General features: G+C 59.7%; 17 protein-coding genes and 2 pseudogenes. 8 read left to right on the plus strand and 11 right to left on the minus strand.

All coding sequences use genetic code 11. From position 1 onward, the window contains the following. Together BLR77_RS25550 and BLR77_RS19915 are read right to left on the minus strand one after the other, a co-directional pair. Positions 1 to 170, minus strand: a pseudogene (locus BLR77_RS25550) (phage infection protein); the annotation flags it as partial. Between the two features lie 210 nt (positions 171 to 380). Next, on the minus strand, positions 381 to 1,472 hold the full coding sequence (locus BLR77_RS19915; protein WP_074681059.1) for an SMP-30/gluconolactonase/LRE family protein: 1,092 nt from the start codon (positions 1,470 to 1,472) through the stop codon (positions 381 to 383). Positions 1,473 to 1,787: 315 nt separating this feature from the next. Here BLR77_RS19915 and BLR77_RS19920 point away from each other — a divergent pair, with 315 nt between their 5' ends. Then, on the plus strand, positions 1,788 to 2,531 hold the full coding sequence (locus tag BLR77_RS19920) for a class I SAM-dependent DNA methyltransferase (RefSeq protein ID WP_074681179.1): 744 nt from the start codon (positions 1,788 to 1,790) through the stop codon (positions 2,529 to 2,531). A gap of 35 nt (positions 2,532 to 2,566) precedes the next feature. On the opposite strand, the gene BLR77_RS19925 is transcribed toward BLR77_RS19920, so the two are convergent. Then, positions 2,567 to 3,268, minus strand: a complete 702-nt coding sequence (locus BLR77_RS19925) for an FMN-dependent NADH-azoreductase (RefSeq protein WP_074681061.1) — start codon at positions 3,266 to 3,268, stop codon at positions 2,567 to 2,569. A gap of 119 nt (positions 3,269 to 3,387) precedes the next feature. On the opposite strand from BLR77_RS19925, the gene BLR77_RS19930 reads away from it, so the two are divergent. Together BLR77_RS19930 and BLR77_RS19935 are read left to right on the plus strand one after the other, a co-directional pair. Further along, on the plus strand, positions 3,388 to 4,287 hold the full coding sequence (locus BLR77_RS19930) for a LysR substrate-binding domain-containing protein (protein ID WP_074681063.1): 900 nt from the start codon (positions 3,388 to 3,390) through the stop codon (positions 4,285 to 4,287). Positions 4,288 to 4,369: 82 nt separating this feature from the next. Beyond that, positions 4,370 to 4,594 (plus strand): addiction module protein, encoded by a 225-nt coding sequence (locus BLR77_RS19935; protein ID WP_074681065.1) that lies wholly within the window; start codon positions 4,370 to 4,372, stop codon positions 4,592 to 4,594. A gap of 392 nt (positions 4,595 to 4,986) precedes the next feature. On the opposite strand, the gene BLR77_RS19945 is transcribed toward BLR77_RS19935, so the two are convergent. Beyond that, positions 4,987 to 6,378, minus strand: coding sequence for an FAD-binding oxidoreductase (locus BLR77_RS19945; RefSeq protein WP_074681069.1), 1,392 nt, complete (start codon positions 6,376 to 6,378; stop codon positions 4,987 to 4,989). Between the two features lie 187 nt (positions 6,379 to 6,565). Between BLR77_RS19945 and BLR77_RS19950 the strand changes: the two are divergent. From BLR77_RS19950 to BLR77_RS25850, 3 genes and pseudogenes are all read left to right on the plus strand, one after another. Beyond that, positions 6,566 to 6,706: pseudogene (locus tag BLR77_RS19950) on the plus strand (DUF1289 domain-containing protein); the annotation flags it as partial. Between the two features lie 67 nt (positions 6,707 to 6,773). Further along, entirely contained in the window at positions 6,774 to 8,873 is a 2,100-nt protein-coding gene (locus BLR77_RS19955; protein ID WP_074681071.1) for a TonB-dependent receptor, read from the plus strand. Positions 8,874 to 8,895: 22 nt separating this feature from the next. Further along, a complete protein-coding gene (locus BLR77_RS25850) occupies positions 8,896 to 9,030 on the plus strand; it encodes a VOC family protein (RefSeq protein WP_274379666.1) in 135 nt (44 codons plus the stop codon). A gap of 62 nt (positions 9,031 to 9,092) precedes the next feature. On the opposite strand, the gene BLR77_RS19960 is transcribed toward BLR77_RS25850, so the two are convergent. Further along, positions 9,093 to 9,788, minus strand: coding sequence for a GNAT family N-acetyltransferase (locus tag BLR77_RS19960; protein WP_074681073.1), 696 nt, complete (start codon positions 9,786 to 9,788; stop codon positions 9,093 to 9,095). Positions 9,789 to 9,892: 104 nt separating this feature from the next. On the opposite strand from BLR77_RS19960, the gene BLR77_RS19965 reads away from it, so the two are divergent. Next, positions 9,893 to 10,339 carry a hypothetical protein gene (locus tag BLR77_RS19965; RefSeq protein ID WP_238380601.1) on the plus strand — a complete coding sequence of 149 codons (447 nt, stop codon included), beginning with the start codon at positions 9,893 to 9,895 and terminating at the stop codon, positions 10,337 to 10,339. Further along, entirely contained in the window at positions 10,323 to 10,511 is a 189-nt protein-coding gene (locus BLR77_RS19970; protein WP_074681075.1) for a DUF1289 domain-containing protein, read from the plus strand. The genes BLR77_RS19965 and BLR77_RS19970 overlap by 17 nt, the downstream gene beginning before the upstream one ends. A gap of 50 nt (positions 10,512 to 10,561) precedes the next feature. Here the strand turns inward: BLR77_RS19970 and BLR77_RS19975 are convergent, their stop codons facing one another. From BLR77_RS19975 to BLR77_RS20000, 6 genes are all read right to left on the minus strand, one after another. Beyond that, a complete protein-coding gene (locus BLR77_RS19975) occupies positions 10,562 to 10,957 on the minus strand; it encodes a hypothetical protein (protein ID WP_074681077.1) in 396 nt (131 codons plus the stop codon). Between the two features lie 27 nt (positions 10,958 to 10,984). After that, positions 10,985 to 11,920 (minus strand): hypothetical protein, encoded by a 936-nt coding sequence (locus tag BLR77_RS19980; protein ID WP_074681079.1) that lies wholly within the window; start codon positions 11,918 to 11,920, stop codon positions 10,985 to 10,987. Between the two features lie 168 nt (positions 11,921 to 12,088). Further along, positions 12,089 to 12,619: an REP-associated tyrosine transposase gene (locus BLR77_RS19985; RefSeq protein ID WP_074681081.1), complete on the minus strand. Its 531-nt coding sequence runs from the start codon at positions 12,617 to 12,619 to the stop codon at positions 12,089 to 12,091. Between the two features lie 131 nt (positions 12,620 to 12,750). After that, positions 12,751 to 13,317 carry an isochorismatase family protein gene (locus BLR77_RS19990; protein ID WP_074681083.1) on the minus strand — a complete coding sequence of 189 codons (567 nt, stop codon included), beginning with the start codon at positions 13,315 to 13,317 and terminating at the stop codon, positions 12,751 to 12,753. A 619-nt stretch (positions 13,318 to 13,936) separates the two neighbouring features. After that, the gene (locus BLR77_RS19995) at positions 13,937 to 15,262 is read right to left on the minus strand and encodes a hypothetical protein (protein WP_074681084.1); all 1,326 of its coding nucleotides are present in this window, start codon (positions 15,260 to 15,262) and stop codon (positions 13,937 to 13,939) included. A 111-nt stretch (positions 15,263 to 15,373) separates the two neighbouring features. Further along, a complete protein-coding gene (locus BLR77_RS20000) occupies positions 15,374 to 16,624 on the minus strand; it encodes a ribonucleotide-diphosphate reductase subunit beta (protein ID WP_074681086.1) in 1,251 nt (416 codons plus the stop codon). Positions 16,625 to 17,018 lie beyond the last annotated feature (394 nt).

Below are 17,018 nucleotides of genomic sequence, written 5' to 3' on the forward strand. Positions count from 1 at the left end.
CCTTCGGCAACGCGATTCTGGATCAGACGATCGGAGCCACCTTCAGCGATGCGGCTTTCGATCAGGCGGTCAGAGCCACCTTCGGCGACTACAGGTTGGGCGGAAGATGCGGCGAATACGTTGGCTGCCAGTACGGAGAAAGCGAAGCTGAGGATGAGTTGGGTTTTCATGGTGTTTTGCTCCAGCGGTGTTGTGGTTGGGTATGGAGCAGATGGTACGCACTGGATTTTTTCAGAGAACTTCATTGGCATGATGGTGAAAATCGATGCCACTGATGCTTGCTGGAATGGTCGAGATAGAGGGGTTAAAGCGTATGCGGGAGGGTTTTGTCCGACCCCGAGGCAGGGCAGGCCACGGCCGGATCGGCCGTGGCGCATGGGTTACTTGATGAAAGTGGCGCCGCGCGTGTTGACGTACAAGGAGTAGATGGAGTGGCTGCTCGCCATGAACAGGCGGTTGCCTTTGCTACCACCGAAACACAGGTTGGCACAGCGCTCCGGCAGGTAAACGTGGCCGATGGCCTTGCCCTCGGTATTGAACACGCGCACACCGTCCAGCTCTTCCGGTTTGCCCTTGGGCGAGCCGTTGCTGCCCCAGCCGCACCAGAGGTTGCCGGCCTCGTCGCATTTGATGCCGTCCAGTGCGCCGGTGGCGCCGCCGTCGATATGTTTGCGGCGCGCGCCCAGCGTGCCGTCGGCGTTCACTGCATAGGCCCAGACCAGGCGATTGGGTTTGGCACGGCCTTCGACCACGTAGAGCGTCTGCTCGTCCGGGGAGAAGCACAGGCCATTCGGGCCAGCGAGGTCGTCGATCACCTGGGTGACTTTCAACGTCTGCCCGTCGATCCGGTAAACACCGTGCGGTAGCTCGATCTGCACCTTGTGGCCTTCATATTCATTGCCGGCCTGGAAGGGCGGGTCGGTGAACCACACCGAGCCGTCGCGCTTGACCACGATATCGTTGGGCGAGTTGAAGCGTTTGCCCTCGAAGTTGTCGGCCAGCACGGTGATGCTGCCGTCAGGTTCGGTGCGGGTGATGCGCCGGCCCAAGCCCTGGTTGGTGGAGCCTTCGCAAGCGATCAGGCGACCTTCGTTGTCGCGGGTCAGGCCGTTGGAATAATTCGAGGACTCGCGGTAAACGCCCAGCGACTGGCTGATCTCGTCCCAACGCATGATGCGGTTGTTGGGAATGTCACTGACCAACAGGTAGCGACCATCGCCAACCCACACCGGGCCCTCGGCCCACCGCAGGCCGGTGGCGACCTTCTCGACGCTGGCATTGAACAGGCGCAGATCAAGAAAACTGTCGTCGAGCACTTCAACCGAGGGGTCTGGATAGCGCAGGTTCAGCGGCTCGCCTGCGTGCGCCAGATGAGGCAGCAGTGAGCCTGCCCCGGCAGCGGCCACCGAGTACGCGAGGGACTGCTTGAGAAAATGACGGCGTGAGCCGTCGAGGCGTTGTTCGTCATTCATCGTGAGGTTCCTTGTTGTTCTTGTTGATCGCGGATGCGACCTGACGAACTTATGCGATGTGTGATGACTGTGAAAGTGCCTCACTTCTCACCTGACAGCTTAACATCGCATGATCAGCTGCTAGCCCGGCTGTAGATAGGGTGCGCATCTGGTGGCGTGCGGCCGTGCTTCGGCATCGTCGTATGATGACTGGCGCGAGGCGCCTGCTTGCCCGAATTGAGTGCGGCTGATTCAGGGCATGCCACGTCAAGTCAATGCTCAGCGGCATCGGCCTGAGCTATGATGCGCGCCCTTCGAATGCGCGCCCCTGTCATCATGTCCGGCAATGCCCTCTATACCGACCTGTCGGGTTACTACGATCTGATGTGCGCGGATATCGACTACGCCGCCCAGAGCCACTGTGTGCATCGTCTGCAGCAGTTGTTCGGCAACAGCGGCAAGCGCCATCTCGATCTGGCCTGTGGCACCGGCCCGCATGTGCGCCATTTTCTCGATGCTGGTTATGCCAGCGGTGGTCTGGACATCAACCAGCCAATGCTCGACCGCGCTGCCCAGCGCTGCCCCGAGGCACGCTTTGCCCGGCAGGACATGTGTGGCTTCGAGGTCGACGAGCCGCTGGACCTGATCACCTGCTTTCTCTACTCCATCCACTACAGCGCCAGCATTGAACGGCTCAAGGCCTGTATCGCCAGCGTGCACGGCGCCCTGGCTGCTGGCGGGGTGTTCTGCTTCAACGCGGTGGACAAGCAGCACATCGACAATGCCTCGTTCGTTTCCCACCGCGCCCAGCATGCCGAAGGGCAGTTCCGCTTCAGCTCCGGCTGGTACTACCGCGGTGAAGGCGAGCAGCAGGCGCTGCGCCTGCGCATCGAACGCAGCGTCGGCGAGCAGACCGAGGTCTGGCACGACGAACATCCGATGGTCGCGGTGAACTTCGCCGAATTGCAGAGCCTGCTGGCGCCGTACTTCGACGTGCAGGTGCTGGAACACGACTATCAGCGCCTGGCGCCGTGGGATGGCCGCTCCGGCAACGCGCTGTTTGCCTGCACCAAGCGCTGACGCAACGCGGCGTCATCCACAGCCTGGTCATTGCCTCACGCCGGCTCCGCGATGCGTTCGGCTTGCAATGCACGCTGCAGCTCGGCCACCAGCGCATCGACCTTGCCCAGGGCCTGTTTGACTGACTCGGCGAGCAGTTCGCCGCCGACTTCCTGACCCTCGATGGCGATCTGGTGCACGCGGGTGATACCGATGAAGCCGAGCGCGGTGATCAGGTTCGGCTCCAGATGGTTCATATGCGCCATCTCGCCGCCCGCATCGAAACCGACACCGCCGCGCGCCGTGAGGATCACCGCATGGCGCGGCCGGTCGGCCAACTTGGGCACATAGGGATCGAGCGGGTTGCTTTCATCCACGTCCACGGTGCGACCGGGGCGCACCACCTGATCGATCCACGCCTTGAGCGCGGCGGGCATGCCGAAGTTGTACAGCGGCGTGCCGATCACCAGCACGTCGGCGGCGATCAGTTCATCCACCAGGCGATCGCTCTCGGCCAGCGTGTCGTGCATCCAGGCCTCGCGTTTCGGCTCGGGCGTGAAGGATGAGGCGATCCAGTCATGGCTGATGATCGATGGCGGGTTCTGGCCTATGTCGCGGTAGGTGACGACGTCCTGCGGGCGGTGTGCCCGCCACTGGCTGATGAAACGGTGACTGAGGTTGCGGCTGTGTGAACCGTGCGGGGCCGTGCCGGCCAGGCCGGGGCGGGCGCTGGCGTCGAGATGCAGAATATGGGTCATGATGAGTCTCCTGCGTGAATTTGAATTCATCTGTGATTAGCAGCAGACTCAGGCTAAGTTCGCCCCAGGCAGGCGACAAACGATCAATATTTTTCGCAATGGATGAGGAAAACTCAGGTATGAGCCGGCGCAGACTCCCTCCGCTTTCCGCCTTGCGCGCCTTCGAGGCGGCCGCACGCCACGAAAGCGCCAAGCAGGCCGCGGAGGAACTCTCCGTCACCGCCACGGCGATCAGCCATCAGATCCGTGCGCTGGAAGACGCCCTCGGCGTCGCGCTGTTCGTGCGCAAACCGCGTCAGCTGGAACTGACCATGGCCGGACGCGAACTGCAGCAGGTGCTGGAAAGCGCCTTCGACAGCATCGGCGCCACGGTCGAACGCCTCAGCGCGGCGCCCAGCCGGCAGGCCATCACCCTCAGCACCACGCCGGCCGTTGCCGTGCGCTGGTTGCTGTCCTGGGTGTGCATGCTGCGCGACGCCCACCCCACTATCGACCTGCGTATCCACGCCTCGCACGAGCCGGTGGCGCTCGATGGCGTTACTGCCGATATCGCTATTCGCTACGGCGATGGCCGCTGGCCTGGCCTGGTGGCCGAAAAACTCTTCGACAGCACCTTCATCCCCGCCTGCAGCCCACTGCTGGGGCTGCACGATGCCGCCGACCTGCCCAGGCATTCGCTGATTCACTTTCGTAACCAGGCAGCGATCTCCTCGCCCTTGGACTGGGCCGTCTGGCAGAAAAAGGCCCAGGTGCCGGGGCTGGATGTCGGTGCCGGGCTGGTATTCTCCGACGAGACCCACGCCGTCTCCGCTGCCGTCGGCGCACAGGGGGTGGCACTGATGAGCCGGCAACTGATCGAGGACGAGTTGAAGGAGGGGAGGCTGGTGCAGCCCTTCGGCCCGGAGCTGGAAGGCAAGCCGTTCTTTCTGGTGTACCCGGAGAGCCGCCGGAACGATCCGACCATTCTCGCGGTGCGGGAGTGGATCATGGCGGTGCCGGGTGGGTTGTGTTCGCTGTGATGACTGTCGAAGGGGGCACAGCCGTGGCACCGGCTAAGCATCCGTGCCAAGATTTACCGGCACACAAGCGAGAGCTGAAGCCATGGATCTGCAGAAGATCGAGGATGAAGCCCTGCATCTTTCCAAGAAGGAGCGGGCACAGCTGATCCAGCGCCTGGTCTTGAGTCTGGATGCCCCTTCGGAAGACGAGCTGCGATCAGACTGGTTGCTTGAAGCACGACGGCGTGCGGAAGAGCTCGATAGCGGCTCGATTCAGGCAGTGCCGGGTGACGAGGTGATGAAGAAGGCCAGAGCCCTGATTCGATGAAGTATTTTTCCACCCGGCAGCGGAAGCCGAATTTCTGGAGTCAGTGGGGTATTACGAATCGAAGGTTCCTGGATTGGGTGGGACATTGATCAACGAGTTTCAGGCCTTGGCCGTATTGATTGACGAGTCACCCTGTGCCTGGCGCGTTGAACCTGAGCCAGATATTCACAGCGTCCCCCTTCACCGTTTTTCGCTATCGATCATCTACCGGCCAAAACCTGATGGTTTCCAGGTTCTGGCCGTTGCCCATCACCGCCGCCGTCCGCAGTACTGGCTTGGCAGGCTTTGATTCCGGGCTTTCCAGATATCCCCCATGCGACTGCATGGGAGTCGCCTTGTGACATGGGTAATGCCGGGCATCGGAACTCCTGAGCGTTGAACCGCGATTTCAATCAGTGGCCAGTGGGCTCAAGGTAATAGGCATCCCACAGTTTGTTGCGGAATTTGTTGGTTGGATCGACGCGCTTTTTCAGCGCGAAGAACGCCTCGGCGCGAGGGTAGGCGGCGAGGAACTGCTCACGGCTGGCGTGGATTTGATACGGCAGGTAGTAGCTGCCCTGGTGGGCGATGGCCAGGTCGATCAGTTGCCGCGTCCAGTCGGCTACGGCGTCGCGCTCGCTGGGCGAGACGCCCTGGCGGTAGTAGATCACCAGCGCGAAGGTGTCTTCGCGGGCCCAGGCCAGCAGCGTGCCCGGGTCGGCCTTGGCATGGCGGATGGAGATATTGGCGACCTTGACCCTGTGCGCTTTGAGTACATCTTTCATCCCTGCGACAAAGCGCTCCAGCTGGGCTTCGGGGACGAAATACTCCTGCAGCACATAGCTGTAGTCGGGGCCGGAAATGGGCTGTAGCTCGCGCACATCCAGGCTGGCTTCGTGGTTGCGCCACTGCACTTGCGGGCGCTTGAGCAGCAGCGGGTCGACGAGGCTTTCGCGCATTTTCGCGCCGCCATTGCTGCTGGCAACTGCCAGCGCGGCGCGCATGGCTTTGTAGTCGCGGTCCAGCGGTACCAGGCGCTGCGTGACTGTCAGCGGTGCATCTGTGCGAAGGTAGGACACGGCACGAACGCTGTCGTAATCGTCGGTATAGAGAATGCCGTTGTGCATCACCATGTCCGGGTTGTCGACGACCTGGCTGGCGAAGAATTGCGCATATTCGCTGAGCGGCATGAGCTGCGTCTGACGCACCAGCTTGCTGTTCTCCGCCAGCGGCAAGGTCGCTTCGACGATGACGCCGAGCCCGCCATAACCGCCGATGGCGCCATAGAACAGTTCACTGTTGTGCGTGGGGCTTGCCTCCACCACCTGACCGTCGGCCAACACCAGACGCAACGAGCGAACGCCAAGCACCAGCGGCCCCTGGCCGACATAACGGCCATGGGCGTTGACGCTGAGTGCACCGCCGACGGTGAAGTTGGCGTAGGACTGCATGATCTGCGGCGACAGACCATGTGGGTCGATGTACTCCAGTATTTCGCGCCAGGTGATGCCGGCTTGCACGCGGATTTCCCTGCGCTCTGCGGAAAACGCCAACACCTTGTTGAACTGGCGCATGTCCAGTTGCAGGGCCTGCTCGGTGGCGGTCTGCCCGCCTATGCTGTAGCGCCCGCCGCCAATAGCGATGGGGCCGGAATGGTCGCGAACGGCCTCGACGATCTGCTCCAGTTCGGTAGGCGCCAGCACCTGCGCCACTTCGATGGGGTTCATGCCGGTGACGTCGTTGACGGTCTCGACGGCCTGCGCGGCCTGGCACAGAAGCAGGGTAAGGAGGAGGGCGATGCGCATGGAGCTTCCTTGTTCGCAGCGGAGAACGAATTGCTTGGGTGATAGTGCGTCGTCGCGTGTTCAGGTGGCAATCGGCAGTGGCCACTTCTGTGCTTCAGTACGGGTGACTGATGCTCTTTTTATTCGTGTGTTTCCTTGCTTCATCGTCGTTGCGCAGTGCCGACCGGCTGCTGCCCGCTGATCCGGCCAACTCAACAGCGAGCTATGCGTCAGTTGCGGGTGTTCGCGCGAGGAAGTTCGTAACTGGCGGGGCATGAAACGGCCCGAGAAGATGGACAGCGTGCAGAAAGCGGCGGCACGGGTGAAGGTGATAAAGAAATACTTCTAGGTATCAAATGAAAAGAATTATCATGCGCGCCCGTTAATCAATCGCCACTGTCTGGATGCGTGCTGAGATGTTTTCCCTTTCGCGACTAACCCCCGTTTCGCTGGGCTTTTCCCTTCTACTGACAGCCGGCTTCGCCTGCGCCGCCCCGGCTACCCTGCCTGAGACTGTGGTCTATGGCGATGTCGACGAGGAGGCCGATAACCCGCGCGTCAAGGAAGTCAGTACCGCCACCCGCACTGCCACGCCGGTGCGCTACGTGCCCCAGGCCATCGACGCACTGAAGACGAGCAATGTGCTGAACTATGGCACCAATGATCTGGGCAAGGCGCTCAGCGGCCTGCCCAACGTCAGCAGCGGGGCGGATACCCGTTTCGACAGCCTGCGCATCCGCGGCTTCGATGCCAGCAACGACTTCTACCTGGACGGCGTACGTGACGACAGCCAGTACGTGCGCGACCTGCACAACATCGAGCGCATCGAGGTGCTCAAGGGGCCGGCAGCCGTGCTCTACGGGCGTGGCAGCCAGGGCGGTATCGTCAACCGCATCAGCAAGGCGCCCGAAGCCGGGCGCCGCTCCACGCTCGAGGCACAAGGCGGTAGCGAAGACCTGCGCAGCCTGTATGCCGACCTCAGCGCCGACCCCACGGACACCATCAGCCTGCGCCTGAACATGGGCAATGAGGACAGCAACAGCTTCCGTGACGGCGTCTCCAGCCATCGCCAACTGTTCGCGCCGTCCATGAGCTGGCAACTGACGCCTGAGCTGAACTGGCTGGTGCAATACGAATACAGCCGCTTCGACCGCACCCCGGATCGCGGTATTCCCGGCGTCGGCGGGCGCCCGGCGGACGTCAAGCGCGGCACCACCTATGGCGATGATCGCGATTACATCGATGACACCACGCAATCACTGCGCTCCAGGCTCACCTACGAACTGAATGACAACTGGCAGCTGCGTCATACCGCCAGCCTGTTCAAGCTCGACAGCGACTTCGACAACACCTACCTGACCGGCTTCAACGCCGCTACCCAGCGCGTGACCCGGCAGCGTTGGCAGCAGGATCTGCGCACCCGCAACCTGTTCAACAACCTCGAGGCCGAAGGCACCGTCGACACCTTTGGCTTCGAGCATCGCCTGCTGACCGGTGTGGAAATCGGCAGCCAGCGTCGTGACCCGAAGCTCTACAGCGCGCTCGCCGTCAACCAGGGCGGCCAAGCCGTACCCGCGCTCGATCTGTACAACCCGGATCGCAGCCAGAGTCACCGGGGCGCCATGACCCTTTCCAGCAACAACCACACCGAAGTCGAAAGCCGTGGCATCTACGTGCAGGATCAACTGCGCATCAATGACCAATGGCAACTGCTGGCCGGTCTGCGTTACGACGAGTTCGAGGTGGCCACCACCAACAAGCTGCGCAACCTCAAGGAAGATCGCAACAGCTACGGCCTCAGCCCGCGCGCCGGTATCGTCTGGACGCCCCTGCAGCATCACTCCTTCTACGCCTCCTGGAGCAAGACCTTCTCCCCGGTCGGCGGTGGTTTGATCGGCATTACCCCTGGCGCCTCGGGCAATGGCAACGAACTCGAGCCCGAGCAGACCCGGCAGAAGGAAGTCGGCATCAAGAGCGACTGGCTGGACGAGCGCCTGAGCACCACCCTGGCGGTATACGAGCTGGAACTCTACAACCGCCGCACCAGCGACCCGAACGACCCGACCCTGACCATCCTCACCGGCCTGCAGCGCTCGCGCGGTATCGAACTGACTGCTACCGGCCGACTGGTCGGCAACTGGTACCTGCGCGGCGGCATCGGCCTGCAGGACGCCAGCATCGTCAAGGACAACAACGGCCTGGAAGGCAACCGCGTCAGCAACGTTGCCAAGCGCAATGGCAGCTTGTTCATCACCTGGAAGCCCGAGCTGGGCTGGTACGCCGAAACCGGCGTGACCCTGGTCGGCCAGCGCTTTGCCGACAACCAGAACACCACCGTACTGCCTGGCTATAGCGCCTGGGACGCCCTGGCCGGCTACCGCCACAAGGACTGGGACATCCGCGCGGCGCTGAACAACATCACCGACCGCACCTACTACAGCTCCGCCACCAGCGCCGGGCAGATCCAGCTTGGCGAGCCGCGTAACCTGGTGGTCAGCGCCAGCTACTCGTTCTGAGCGGGCGAGAGCCCCTGTCGGAATGCTCTATCAGCGCTGGCGGACGTTCAACGTCGATATCGAGCAACCCCTGGCCCGTGCAGTGCGCGGGCCGACCCTCGTCGCGTTCGACCCAGACGGCCGCGAACTGTGCGTGTGCATGCGCGATGTCGGCTGACCGCCGCAGGTGATGGCGCTCGGCGTTTCGTGAAGCCCCCGCGCCTGGCGTGGGGCATCGCCTCAATGCAGCGCGCGTGAAGGCAGGCGCTCGTCGACCAACTGCTGAGCCTGAAGGGCGAGCGTGTCGAGGTGCGCGTCACGCTGTTTTTCCGCCTGTTGCATGGCGCGCTGGCCGTGCTGCTTGAGCAGGTAGGCGTGAATCTGCCTGACCTCCGTGGAGGCAAACACCGGCGCCAGGTCGGCGACCGCGACCATGCCGCTGGAGCGGTAGTCGCGGCTGCTCATCACCACCAACGCACCTTGAGCGGCCAGCACCTGCAAGCCCAGGGCCTCGAACAGAGGCACCTTGTCTGCCACGCAGGCCAGCTCCAGGTGCGGGCGTCGCTCCAGCACGCGTTGCAGCAGCGCCCGACCGATACCCTTAGTGCGCTGCTCGCTGTGCACCGCCAGATAGGCGAGGGTGCAGGCGGCAGCATCGTCCGGGCTTGGTAGGTACAGGGCAAACCCCAGCACACGGGCTGGGTCTTCATCGTCCAGCGCCAGTAGCAACTGCACGGGGCCTTCGGCCTCGCCGTTCATGGTCTGCAGGTGCAGATGCAGCTCATAGCCGATCACGTACTGGTACAGCTGATACAGCGGATTGCTCGGCAGCAACGGTACCGCGCTGACATCGGCGAAGTAGTCCACCACCATCTGCTGCACCTGGCTTTTCAGGGACTCTGGCGGCGGGCTGCTGAGGTGGGAAAGGGTGAACATCGGTATATGGTGTCCGCTGGAGAATGCGTGGGCCGTGGATTGTAACCCGCGGGCGGCCTTGCTCGGGCGCCACGATCGCTCCCACGCATGGCGTGGGGGCGGTGATGCCCTGCGTCGCGGATGCCATTGTTCAACCTCGAGCCATCTGTTTCCTCTGGCCGTTGAGCGCCTCGGGTAACATGGCGGCGCAGCGAACTCAGACCCAGAAGAACCTTATGCCATCGCCGAAACGAAAATACTCAGGTATCGAGCGCGAGCTGATCCGTAGCCTGACCCTTGCCTGCGAAACGGCAAAAAGCGAAATCGTCGGCTTCCAGTGGCTGACCCATGAGGTGGACTATGAGCACTTTCCGCAGAGCCTCGTGGTGACCTGGATGTTCGACAGCGAAGCGAACAGGGCGCGCGCACTCGCCAGCCCGGACAAAGCGAGAATGTTGGAGTTGACGCAGGCCGCTTTCGATGAAGTGGGCATCAGCGTTTCCAGCATCGCTGAACACGTGGCGTTTTCGGTCGAGCAGCCGGCGAGGGGCAAGCGTGGCCAAGGACATTGAGAACCCCTGCGTATCGCTGTGTCAGCTCAACAGTGAGTTGTGCGTCAGTTGCGGGCGCACGCGTGAGGAAATCCGCAAGTGGCGGGGCATGAAGCGGCCCGAGAAGATGGCCACCGTGCAGAAGGCCGCGGCGCGGATGAAGGCGATTGCCAAGAGGAAAGGCAAAGGCTAGCGAGTAATCGGCGACTACAACGCAGGCTGGAAGACGATCTTTTCGACGCGCTACTCAACGATACGCAGGTGGTAAGTGCGCTCGGCGCGCAGCCCCACGCACTGCGTTCCATAGGTTCCCACCGACATGTGAACCTGATGAAGGCCCGCCTGGCTCGGGATTCCCGCTATCAGTGCCTGCGCCTCACGATCCTGATGCTCGATCCGCAGGCCTGCCGGCAGCGGCGTCTTGTCGCTGATATAGAAACCATGCACGGGCGTTGAAGCCTTGCTGATCTCGATGCGCTGTCTGTAAGGCATACCCACCTGGCCGTCCGGCAGGTGCTCGGGCAGGAGTAGAGGCTCCATCCTGGCGGCGCAGCCGACGAGGGTACTTCCGAGCAGCAAGGTCTCGCAGCCGGTGAGCAGAACGCAAAGCAAGACGCTCGATAGTGTTCTAAGCAGCATGGATATCCATCACACCACCCGCATCTATCAGTGGGCCTGTTCGCTGAAGAGGTAGTCCACAGCCACAAGGCGATCCAGCGAGTTGCCGTAATGAAAGGTGAATGGTCGTCCGGCAGCGATGACTCGCTCCAGGCAGACCGACTCGAACTGGCCAAGGTCGGTGGTGGTCGCACCGCCGCTATGTACGACATCACCCAGCTCACCGAAGAAGAACACCAGCTCATCGGCTTGCTTGTTACGGGCATTGGGGCTGGTGATCAGCTTGTATGTGTAGTGGCCATCAGCGACTGCCTGATCGAGATCGCTCTTTCCGATAGTCATGGACGAAGGCAGGCGGAAGCTCTGCAGCCCCAGAAGCTGATTGAGCATGCTGGTGCTGCTGCTCTCGCCGGGGAGATTTAGCTGGTAATCGATGTGCGGCAGGGGGCTTTCCAGCCCCAGCGTGACCTGGCAGCGCACCTGGCTGGACTCGTACAGGCGAATGCCTGGCTTTTCCTGCTCCTGGTAGGTCAGGCGTGGCGTATCGAAGGAGCTGATGCGGCTGGTGAATATCGGGCGCATCTTGTTGGCCTTCTCCTGCAGCATTCGCGCGGCGTCGGAGAGTGGATCACCCTCGGCCTGCTCTGGCTCCTGCTGCTTGATGTGCAGCCGCACTTGCTGCGCCTCGGTGCGGGCTTTGAGTAGATCGTTGAAATAGGTGGTCAGGCTGGCTTGCTGTTGCTGGCCCAGGGCATCCTCCGGGAAGGAGACGGCTACCACCTTGCCGCTGTCGCGCGTGCTGAGCGTCGCCTGGCTGCTGTCGATGCCTGCGTTTTTCAGGCCACCGAGGATCGCGTGCTCGTATGCGGCGTCAATTCCCCAGCCACTGGTAACGGGCTGCTCGAAATGCAGGACCAGGCGTTCTTCCTTGCAGGCGCCAAGTAATGCCAGTGAGCCGAGCAGCATGATGCGACGAACGTTCATCGGACCTCTCCTTAGGTCTGAAAATGGGCTGCGCATGATACCGCTCGTCTCACGCAGGGAAAGGGAACCGCTCCACGACTGTGGCATGGCCGCGCGAAGCGTGGAGAGGATCGAAAGCACTAGAGGAGGGTGATCAAGAAAATGGACCTTTCTCCTTTGCCGGGTAACTCACTCACCATAATCCCCCTCGGCCTGCTCCGGCACTCCACACCAATCTGCTGCATAAATGTCGGCTGCCACAGCCCGATGGAAGCTCGAATAGGGCCAATCCACCAGCCGTTCCACATGGCCGTGTTTGAGCGGGTTGTAGTGGATGTAATCGAAGTGGCGCTGGTAATCGCATTCGTCCCGAATCAGGTGCTCCCAATAGCGCCTTTGCCAGATACCACGCTCACGCCTGTTCTGCTGGTTGGCGCTCAGCACTTCGGTAGCGGGCAGGCGTTTGCTGAAAGCGAACTTGATGACCTTCCAGCGCAGGGCAAAATCTGCGTCGTCAGGCGGTAGAGTCCACAGGCAATGCATGTGCTCGGGCAGCACCACCCAGGCATCGATATGGAAGGGATGACGGGCTTTGGTTGCGCGTACCGTCTCGCGCAGCAAGTCGATTTCGCGGATCAGCAGATCGCTTGTGCGATCGCGTAGGTTGACGGTGAAGAAGTAGGTGGCGCCAGGAGCGCGGGCACGTCGGTAATTGGGCATGGCGGCTCGTCCTTGAGCGATGGCTGTATCTGAACCATGGTGGACAAGCTTCGCGTTGTCCACCCTACGCGGTGGGTAAGTCTGCGTAGGGTGGATGACGCTCTTTCATCCACCATCAGCGGTTGTCCGGGTTACTCGCTGAGTCGTGCGATCACATCGTCTGATGACATGACCTCAGCATATTCGGCGCCCAGTATGGCCAGGGTTAGCTCGTATACGGTCGAGGCTTCCCAGCGGGTTCCACCTGGCCCTGTTACTGGTACGGCGGTTGTGGCATCTGACGGGAGGATGATGCTGTAGCCGAGCGCTTTGCCTGCGCGGATGGTGGCATCCATGCTGTTATGGATCACAACGCCCGTCAGCACGATGCGATTTGCGTTCATTTCCTTCAGCGCGGCATCCAGTTGGGTGCCTATGAACGCGCAGTTTTCATTCTTGATGATGACGGCTTCTCCCTCTATCGGCGCGACTTCCTGTTTGATGCCATTCCAGGGGCCGTGAATGTAATAGCTGGAGGTGGGCGTCTTTTCATCGTGCTTTACGTGGAGTACAGGCCAGCCGTTTGATCGCCAGAATTGCAGAAGACGTTGGATGACGGCCAGGTAATCGGGATGACTTTTGTCATTCCAGACGGGCTGATCGATGGCGTCCTGAACGTCGAGGATGATCAAGGGGATTGGGCTGGGCATGTCCGGCATTTGGTGTCGTCTCCTTACGATAATGGCGCAGTGTGCTGCAGTGTTTTTCTATCAACAACCATGTCAGCTCGATAGCTTCAGCGTTGCCGGCAGGCGTAGGGTGGATGACGCTTTTTTCATCCACCATTGCGGTGGTAGCCGGGTTACTTCCCTTCGGCGTGAACTCGCCGCTTCCATGTTGTTGCCGATACCGGTTCCGCCCTTACGGCGGGTCACTTCTGGCAAACGCCCCAGAAGTAACCAAGAGGGCTTGCCCCTACCATCCGGCCCGACTTCGTCGGGTTCCCTCGCTCCATCATTGTTCCAGGGGCCCGCCGCGAAGGGCCATCCCTGGCCCATCGCGGCTCTCGCGGCATCCATGCCGCTCAACCCCTTACACAACGATTCCACTCGGCCTCCTGACGGGGCGTTTGGCGTCGCCTGCGAGATTGATGCTCTTGCCTGCCTTTGCCTTTGCCTTTGCTTTTGCTCCGCCGCCCACAAAACGTTCAAACGCCGCGATCCCCGAATCCCGGGCGCGCTTTCTCTTTGGTTACTTTCTCTTTCGCGCGAGCAAAGAGAAAGTGACTCGCCGTAAGGGCGAAACCAGTAGAGGAGGGTGACGGAGAAAATTAATCTCTCACCTTTTTGTCTCGGTGGTTGGCATGTGCTGCTCTTGTAGTTCTACTTTAGATATTTCAGATAGTTCGGATGCTTTAGATATATATGGGTAGCCGTATATCTCAAGATAGGCATCCATGAATTCTTTGCTGGTTCGGAAGTCTTTGAATAAAGGCCAAGTATGGTAAGCCTCTTCATTTATGAGCTCACCTCGTTTACCAAGGCGTATCATAAAATTTTTTGCTGCGTTTTTGTCGTTGTTTATTACTGCGTGAGCTATTCTGAAGTCGTATATGGATGAGGGCCAGTCTATTTTATTGACTACATTCTTTGCTGCGTCGGTTTGGTTGATTTGATTTAGGGCTATCGCGTAATTAATAGAGTTGATTTTACTTATTTGATCGCTGGAGTGTTTGGGAAGGCCTATTGCGAATTTGCTGAGTTTTATAGCTTCATCCCATTTTTCCATTTCTAGAAAGTCGTATATTAACCTATGTAGGTGATTGTCGGCGTCCTCTATTTCATCCGGCAAGAGCCTCCTCCAGAGGGTTTGTCCGAGCATTGTTATGACTTCAATTATCGTCCATGTTGTTGGTATAAATATGTTGGGGCCGAGCTCTACCTTTTCTCCAAGGACGGGTGTTTTTTTATGTTTGTATTCTATTGCTTGGCAGGCTTTTATATATTGCTCGCTTATGATGCCATCGCAGTGTACCAAAAGGTTCCTTTTTTGTGCGGCCTCAACAAAATTTGGCCAGCTCTTAAATTTGGTGAGGCTGACTCCAAATCTATTCTCTAAATCTTTAAATTGCTCTGAGTAGCTTTTTCTTTTTAGTGTTTCAATCTCTTTTTCGAGGGCAAGTTTTTTTACTTCGTCTATTGAGTTTGCGTCAATTAGCTCGGAGAGCTTGAATTCTCTCTGTATATTCTTGTAGAGATCATTTTTTCTGTTGAATAGCTCTGTTATTAAGTCTCCGGTGAACTTGTCGAAGATGCTGAATAGATTTATGTAAAGGCTTTTTTCAAGCGTCTCTGCTAGGTCGGAGGTGCTTAATCTATTGGCCTCCATAACGGCTTTGGATATTAGACTGGCTGCTTGTACTTCTTCTTGCTGGGTCTTGGCTAACTCAATTATGTTGTCGATTTCGTTGAAAAGCTTGTCGAGTTCGTCCGCTTTTCTATTATGATACTCCCAAGCTGCTGGTATAAACTGTTCTGCGCATTGTTGTATATCTAACACTTTGTGTACGCCATGATTAATGGCGACTGCTATCGGATGCTCTTCAGTATTGCTATTAATATCTTCAGGAGTTTCATCTGTGATGTTAATGGTTGCATCTGTCATGATGAGCCTTAAATATAAAAAAGCCCCGCACTAGGCGGGGCTTTTTATTTAGCTTCAACCCCAACATCCTTGGCAGGTGTAGGGTGAATCTACCGTGATTTCAATGAGCCATCAATCCCAGCTCAACGCCCCACCAGTCTGATACTCGATCACACGAGTCTCGAAGAAGTTCTTCTCCTTCTTCAGGTCCATGATCTCGCTCATCCACGGGAAGGGGTTGGTGGTGCCCGGGTACTCTTCCTTCAGGCCGATCTGGGTCAGGCGGCGGTTGGCGATGAATTTGAGGTAGTCCTCCATCATCGCGGCGTTCATGCCCAGTACGCCGCGCGGCATGGTGTCACGTGCGTATTCGATCTCCAGCTGGGTGCCCTGCAGGATCATCTGGGTCGCTTCGTCCTTCATCTGGGCATCCCACAGGTGCGGGTTCTCGATCTTGATCTGGTTGATCACGTCGATGCCGAAGTTCAGGTGCATGGACTCGTCACGCAGGATGTACTGGAACTGCTCGGCAGTGCCGGTCATCTTGTTGCGGCGGCCCATGGAGAGGATCTGGGTGAAGCCGCAGTAGAAGAAGATGCCTTCCAGTACGCAGTAGTAGGCGATCAGGTTGCGCAGGAACTGGCGGTCGGTTTCCGGGGTGCCGGTTTCGAACTTGGGATCGGAGATCGAGCGGGTGTACTTCAGGCCCCAGGAGGCTTTCTTCGCGACGCTCGGGATCTCGTGGTACATGTTGAAGATCTCGCCTTCATCCATGCCCAGCGATTCGATGCAGTACTGGTAAGCGTGGGTGTGGATCGCTTCCTCGAAGGCCTGGCGCAGGATGTACTGGCGGCACTCGGGGTTGGTGATCAGGCGGTACACGGCCAGGACCAGGTTGTTGGCAACCAGGCTGTCGGCGGTGGAGAAGAAGCCGAGGTTGCGCATGACGATGCGGCGCTCGTCTTCGGAGAGACCGTCGGTGCTCTTCCACAGCGCGATGTCGGCGTTCATGTTCACTTCCTGCGGCATCCAGTGGTTGGCGCAACCATCCAGATACTTCTGCCAGGCCCAGTCGTACTTGAAGGGTACGAGCTGGTTGAGGTCGGCGCGGGCGTTGATCATCTGCTTGTCGCCGACCTGTACGCGTGCGGAGGCGCCTTCGAGGTCGTCCAGGCCTTCCTGGATGTCGAGGTCGTTCAGGGCTTTCTTGGCGCGGGCCACGGCCTCGGAGTCGTTGGCGGCGACGGCGCGGGCCTGCTCGACCGAGCCGGCAGCTTCGCTGTCGAGCTTGTCGAAGTTGTTGCCGGCGCTCTGTGCGTTGGCGTTGCTTGCGGCGGCTGCTTCTGCGCCGTCTTCCTTGTCGAATTCATCCCAGCTCAGCATGGCTTGGCTCCTGCGTGAGGGCCGGCGAATAAACCGGCCTGTATGGATATACAGATAATTTGAATTATGTTCCGTTGCGTGATGCGCGCAAGGGTAAAACGGGTACCACTGGTCAGCAGGCGCTGGATTGCTGGCTGACCGTTGCCCCTCGACCCGGAGGAGGAGGGGCGGGAATTTGGTGAGGAGGGGTGGCTCGTGTTTGTCCGTGAGGTTCGCGGCTGAAGCCGCTCCTACGGAAGAGCTTTGCCCTCTCCCTAGTTCGATCAGTGTGTTGCTCTAGCTTTTTATCCAACCTTCAAGCGTGTAGCTGAGCGAGTGAGCGCTAGGCGCCTGGTAGGTCGGAGCCCCTGAGCGTACGCATGTACGTGATGGGGGCCGGCCTACCAGGCAACGA

Source organism: Ectopseudomonas alcaliphila (assembly GCF_900101755.1).
Classification (GTDB): Bacteria; Pseudomonadota; Gammaproteobacteria; order Pseudomonadales; family Pseudomonadaceae; genus Aquipseudomonas; species Aquipseudomonas alcaliphila.

Excerpts from the sequence above, each read along its gene's own strand:
- BLR77_RS19925 (WP_074681061.1), bottom strand. The coding sequence starts at position 3,268 with ATGACCCATATTCTGCATCTCGACGCCAGCGCCCGCCCCGGCCTGGCC.
- BLR77_RS19920 (WP_074681179.1), top strand. The coding sequence starts at position 1,788 with ATGTCCGGCAATGCCCTCTATACCGACCTGTCGGGTTACTACGATCTG.
- BLR77_RS19915 (WP_074681059.1), bottom strand. The coding sequence starts at position 1,472 with ATGAATGACGAACAACGCCTCGACGGCTCACGCCGTCATTTTCTCAAG.
- BLR77_RS20000 (WP_074681086.1), bottom strand. The coding sequence starts at position 16,624 with ATGCTGAGCTGGGATGAATTCGACAAGGAAGACGGCGCAGAAGCAGCC.
- BLR77_RS19955 (WP_074681071.1), top strand. The coding sequence starts at position 6,774 with ATGTTTTCCCTTTCGCGACTAACCCCCGTTTCGCTGGGCTTTTCCCTT.
- BLR77_RS19965 (WP_238380601.1), top strand. The coding sequence starts at position 9,893 with ATGCCCTGCGTCGCGGATGCCATTGTTCAACCTCGAGCCATCTGTTTC.
- BLR77_RS19975 (WP_074681077.1), bottom strand. The coding sequence starts at position 10,957 with ATGCTGCTTAGAACACTATCGAGCGTCTTGCTTTGCGTTCTGCTCACC.
- BLR77_RS19985 (WP_074681081.1), bottom strand. The coding sequence starts at position 12,619 with ATGCCCAATTACCGACGTGCCCGCGCTCCTGGCGCCACCTACTTCTTC.
- BLR77_RS19930 (WP_074681063.1), top strand. The coding sequence starts at position 3,388 with ATGAGCCGGCGCAGACTCCCTCCGCTTTCCGCCTTGCGCGCCTTCGAG.
- BLR77_RS19980 (WP_074681079.1), bottom strand. The coding sequence starts at position 11,920 with ATGAACGTTCGTCGCATCATGCTGCTCGGCTCACTGGCATTACTTGGC.
- BLR77_RS19945 (WP_074681069.1), bottom strand. The coding sequence starts at position 6,378 with ATGCGCATCGCCCTCCTCCTTACCCTGCTTCTGTGCCAGGCCGCGCAG.
- BLR77_RS19960 (WP_074681073.1), bottom strand. The coding sequence starts at position 9,788 with ATGTTCACCCTTTCCCACCTCAGCAGCCCGCCGCCAGAGTCCCTGAAA.
- BLR77_RS19935 (WP_074681065.1), top strand. The coding sequence starts at position 4,370 with ATGGATCTGCAGAAGATCGAGGATGAAGCCCTGCATCTTTCCAAGAAG.
- BLR77_RS19990 (WP_074681083.1), bottom strand. The coding sequence starts at position 13,317 with ATGCCGGACATGCCCAGCCCAATCCCCTTGATCATCCTCGACGTTCAG.
- BLR77_RS19995 (WP_074681084.1), bottom strand. The coding sequence starts at position 15,262 with ATGACAGATGCAACCATTAACATCACAGATGAAACTCCTGAAGATATT.
- BLR77_RS25850 (WP_274379666.1), top strand. The coding sequence starts at position 8,896 with ATGCTCTATCAGCGCTGGCGGACGTTCAACGTCGATATCGAGCAACCC.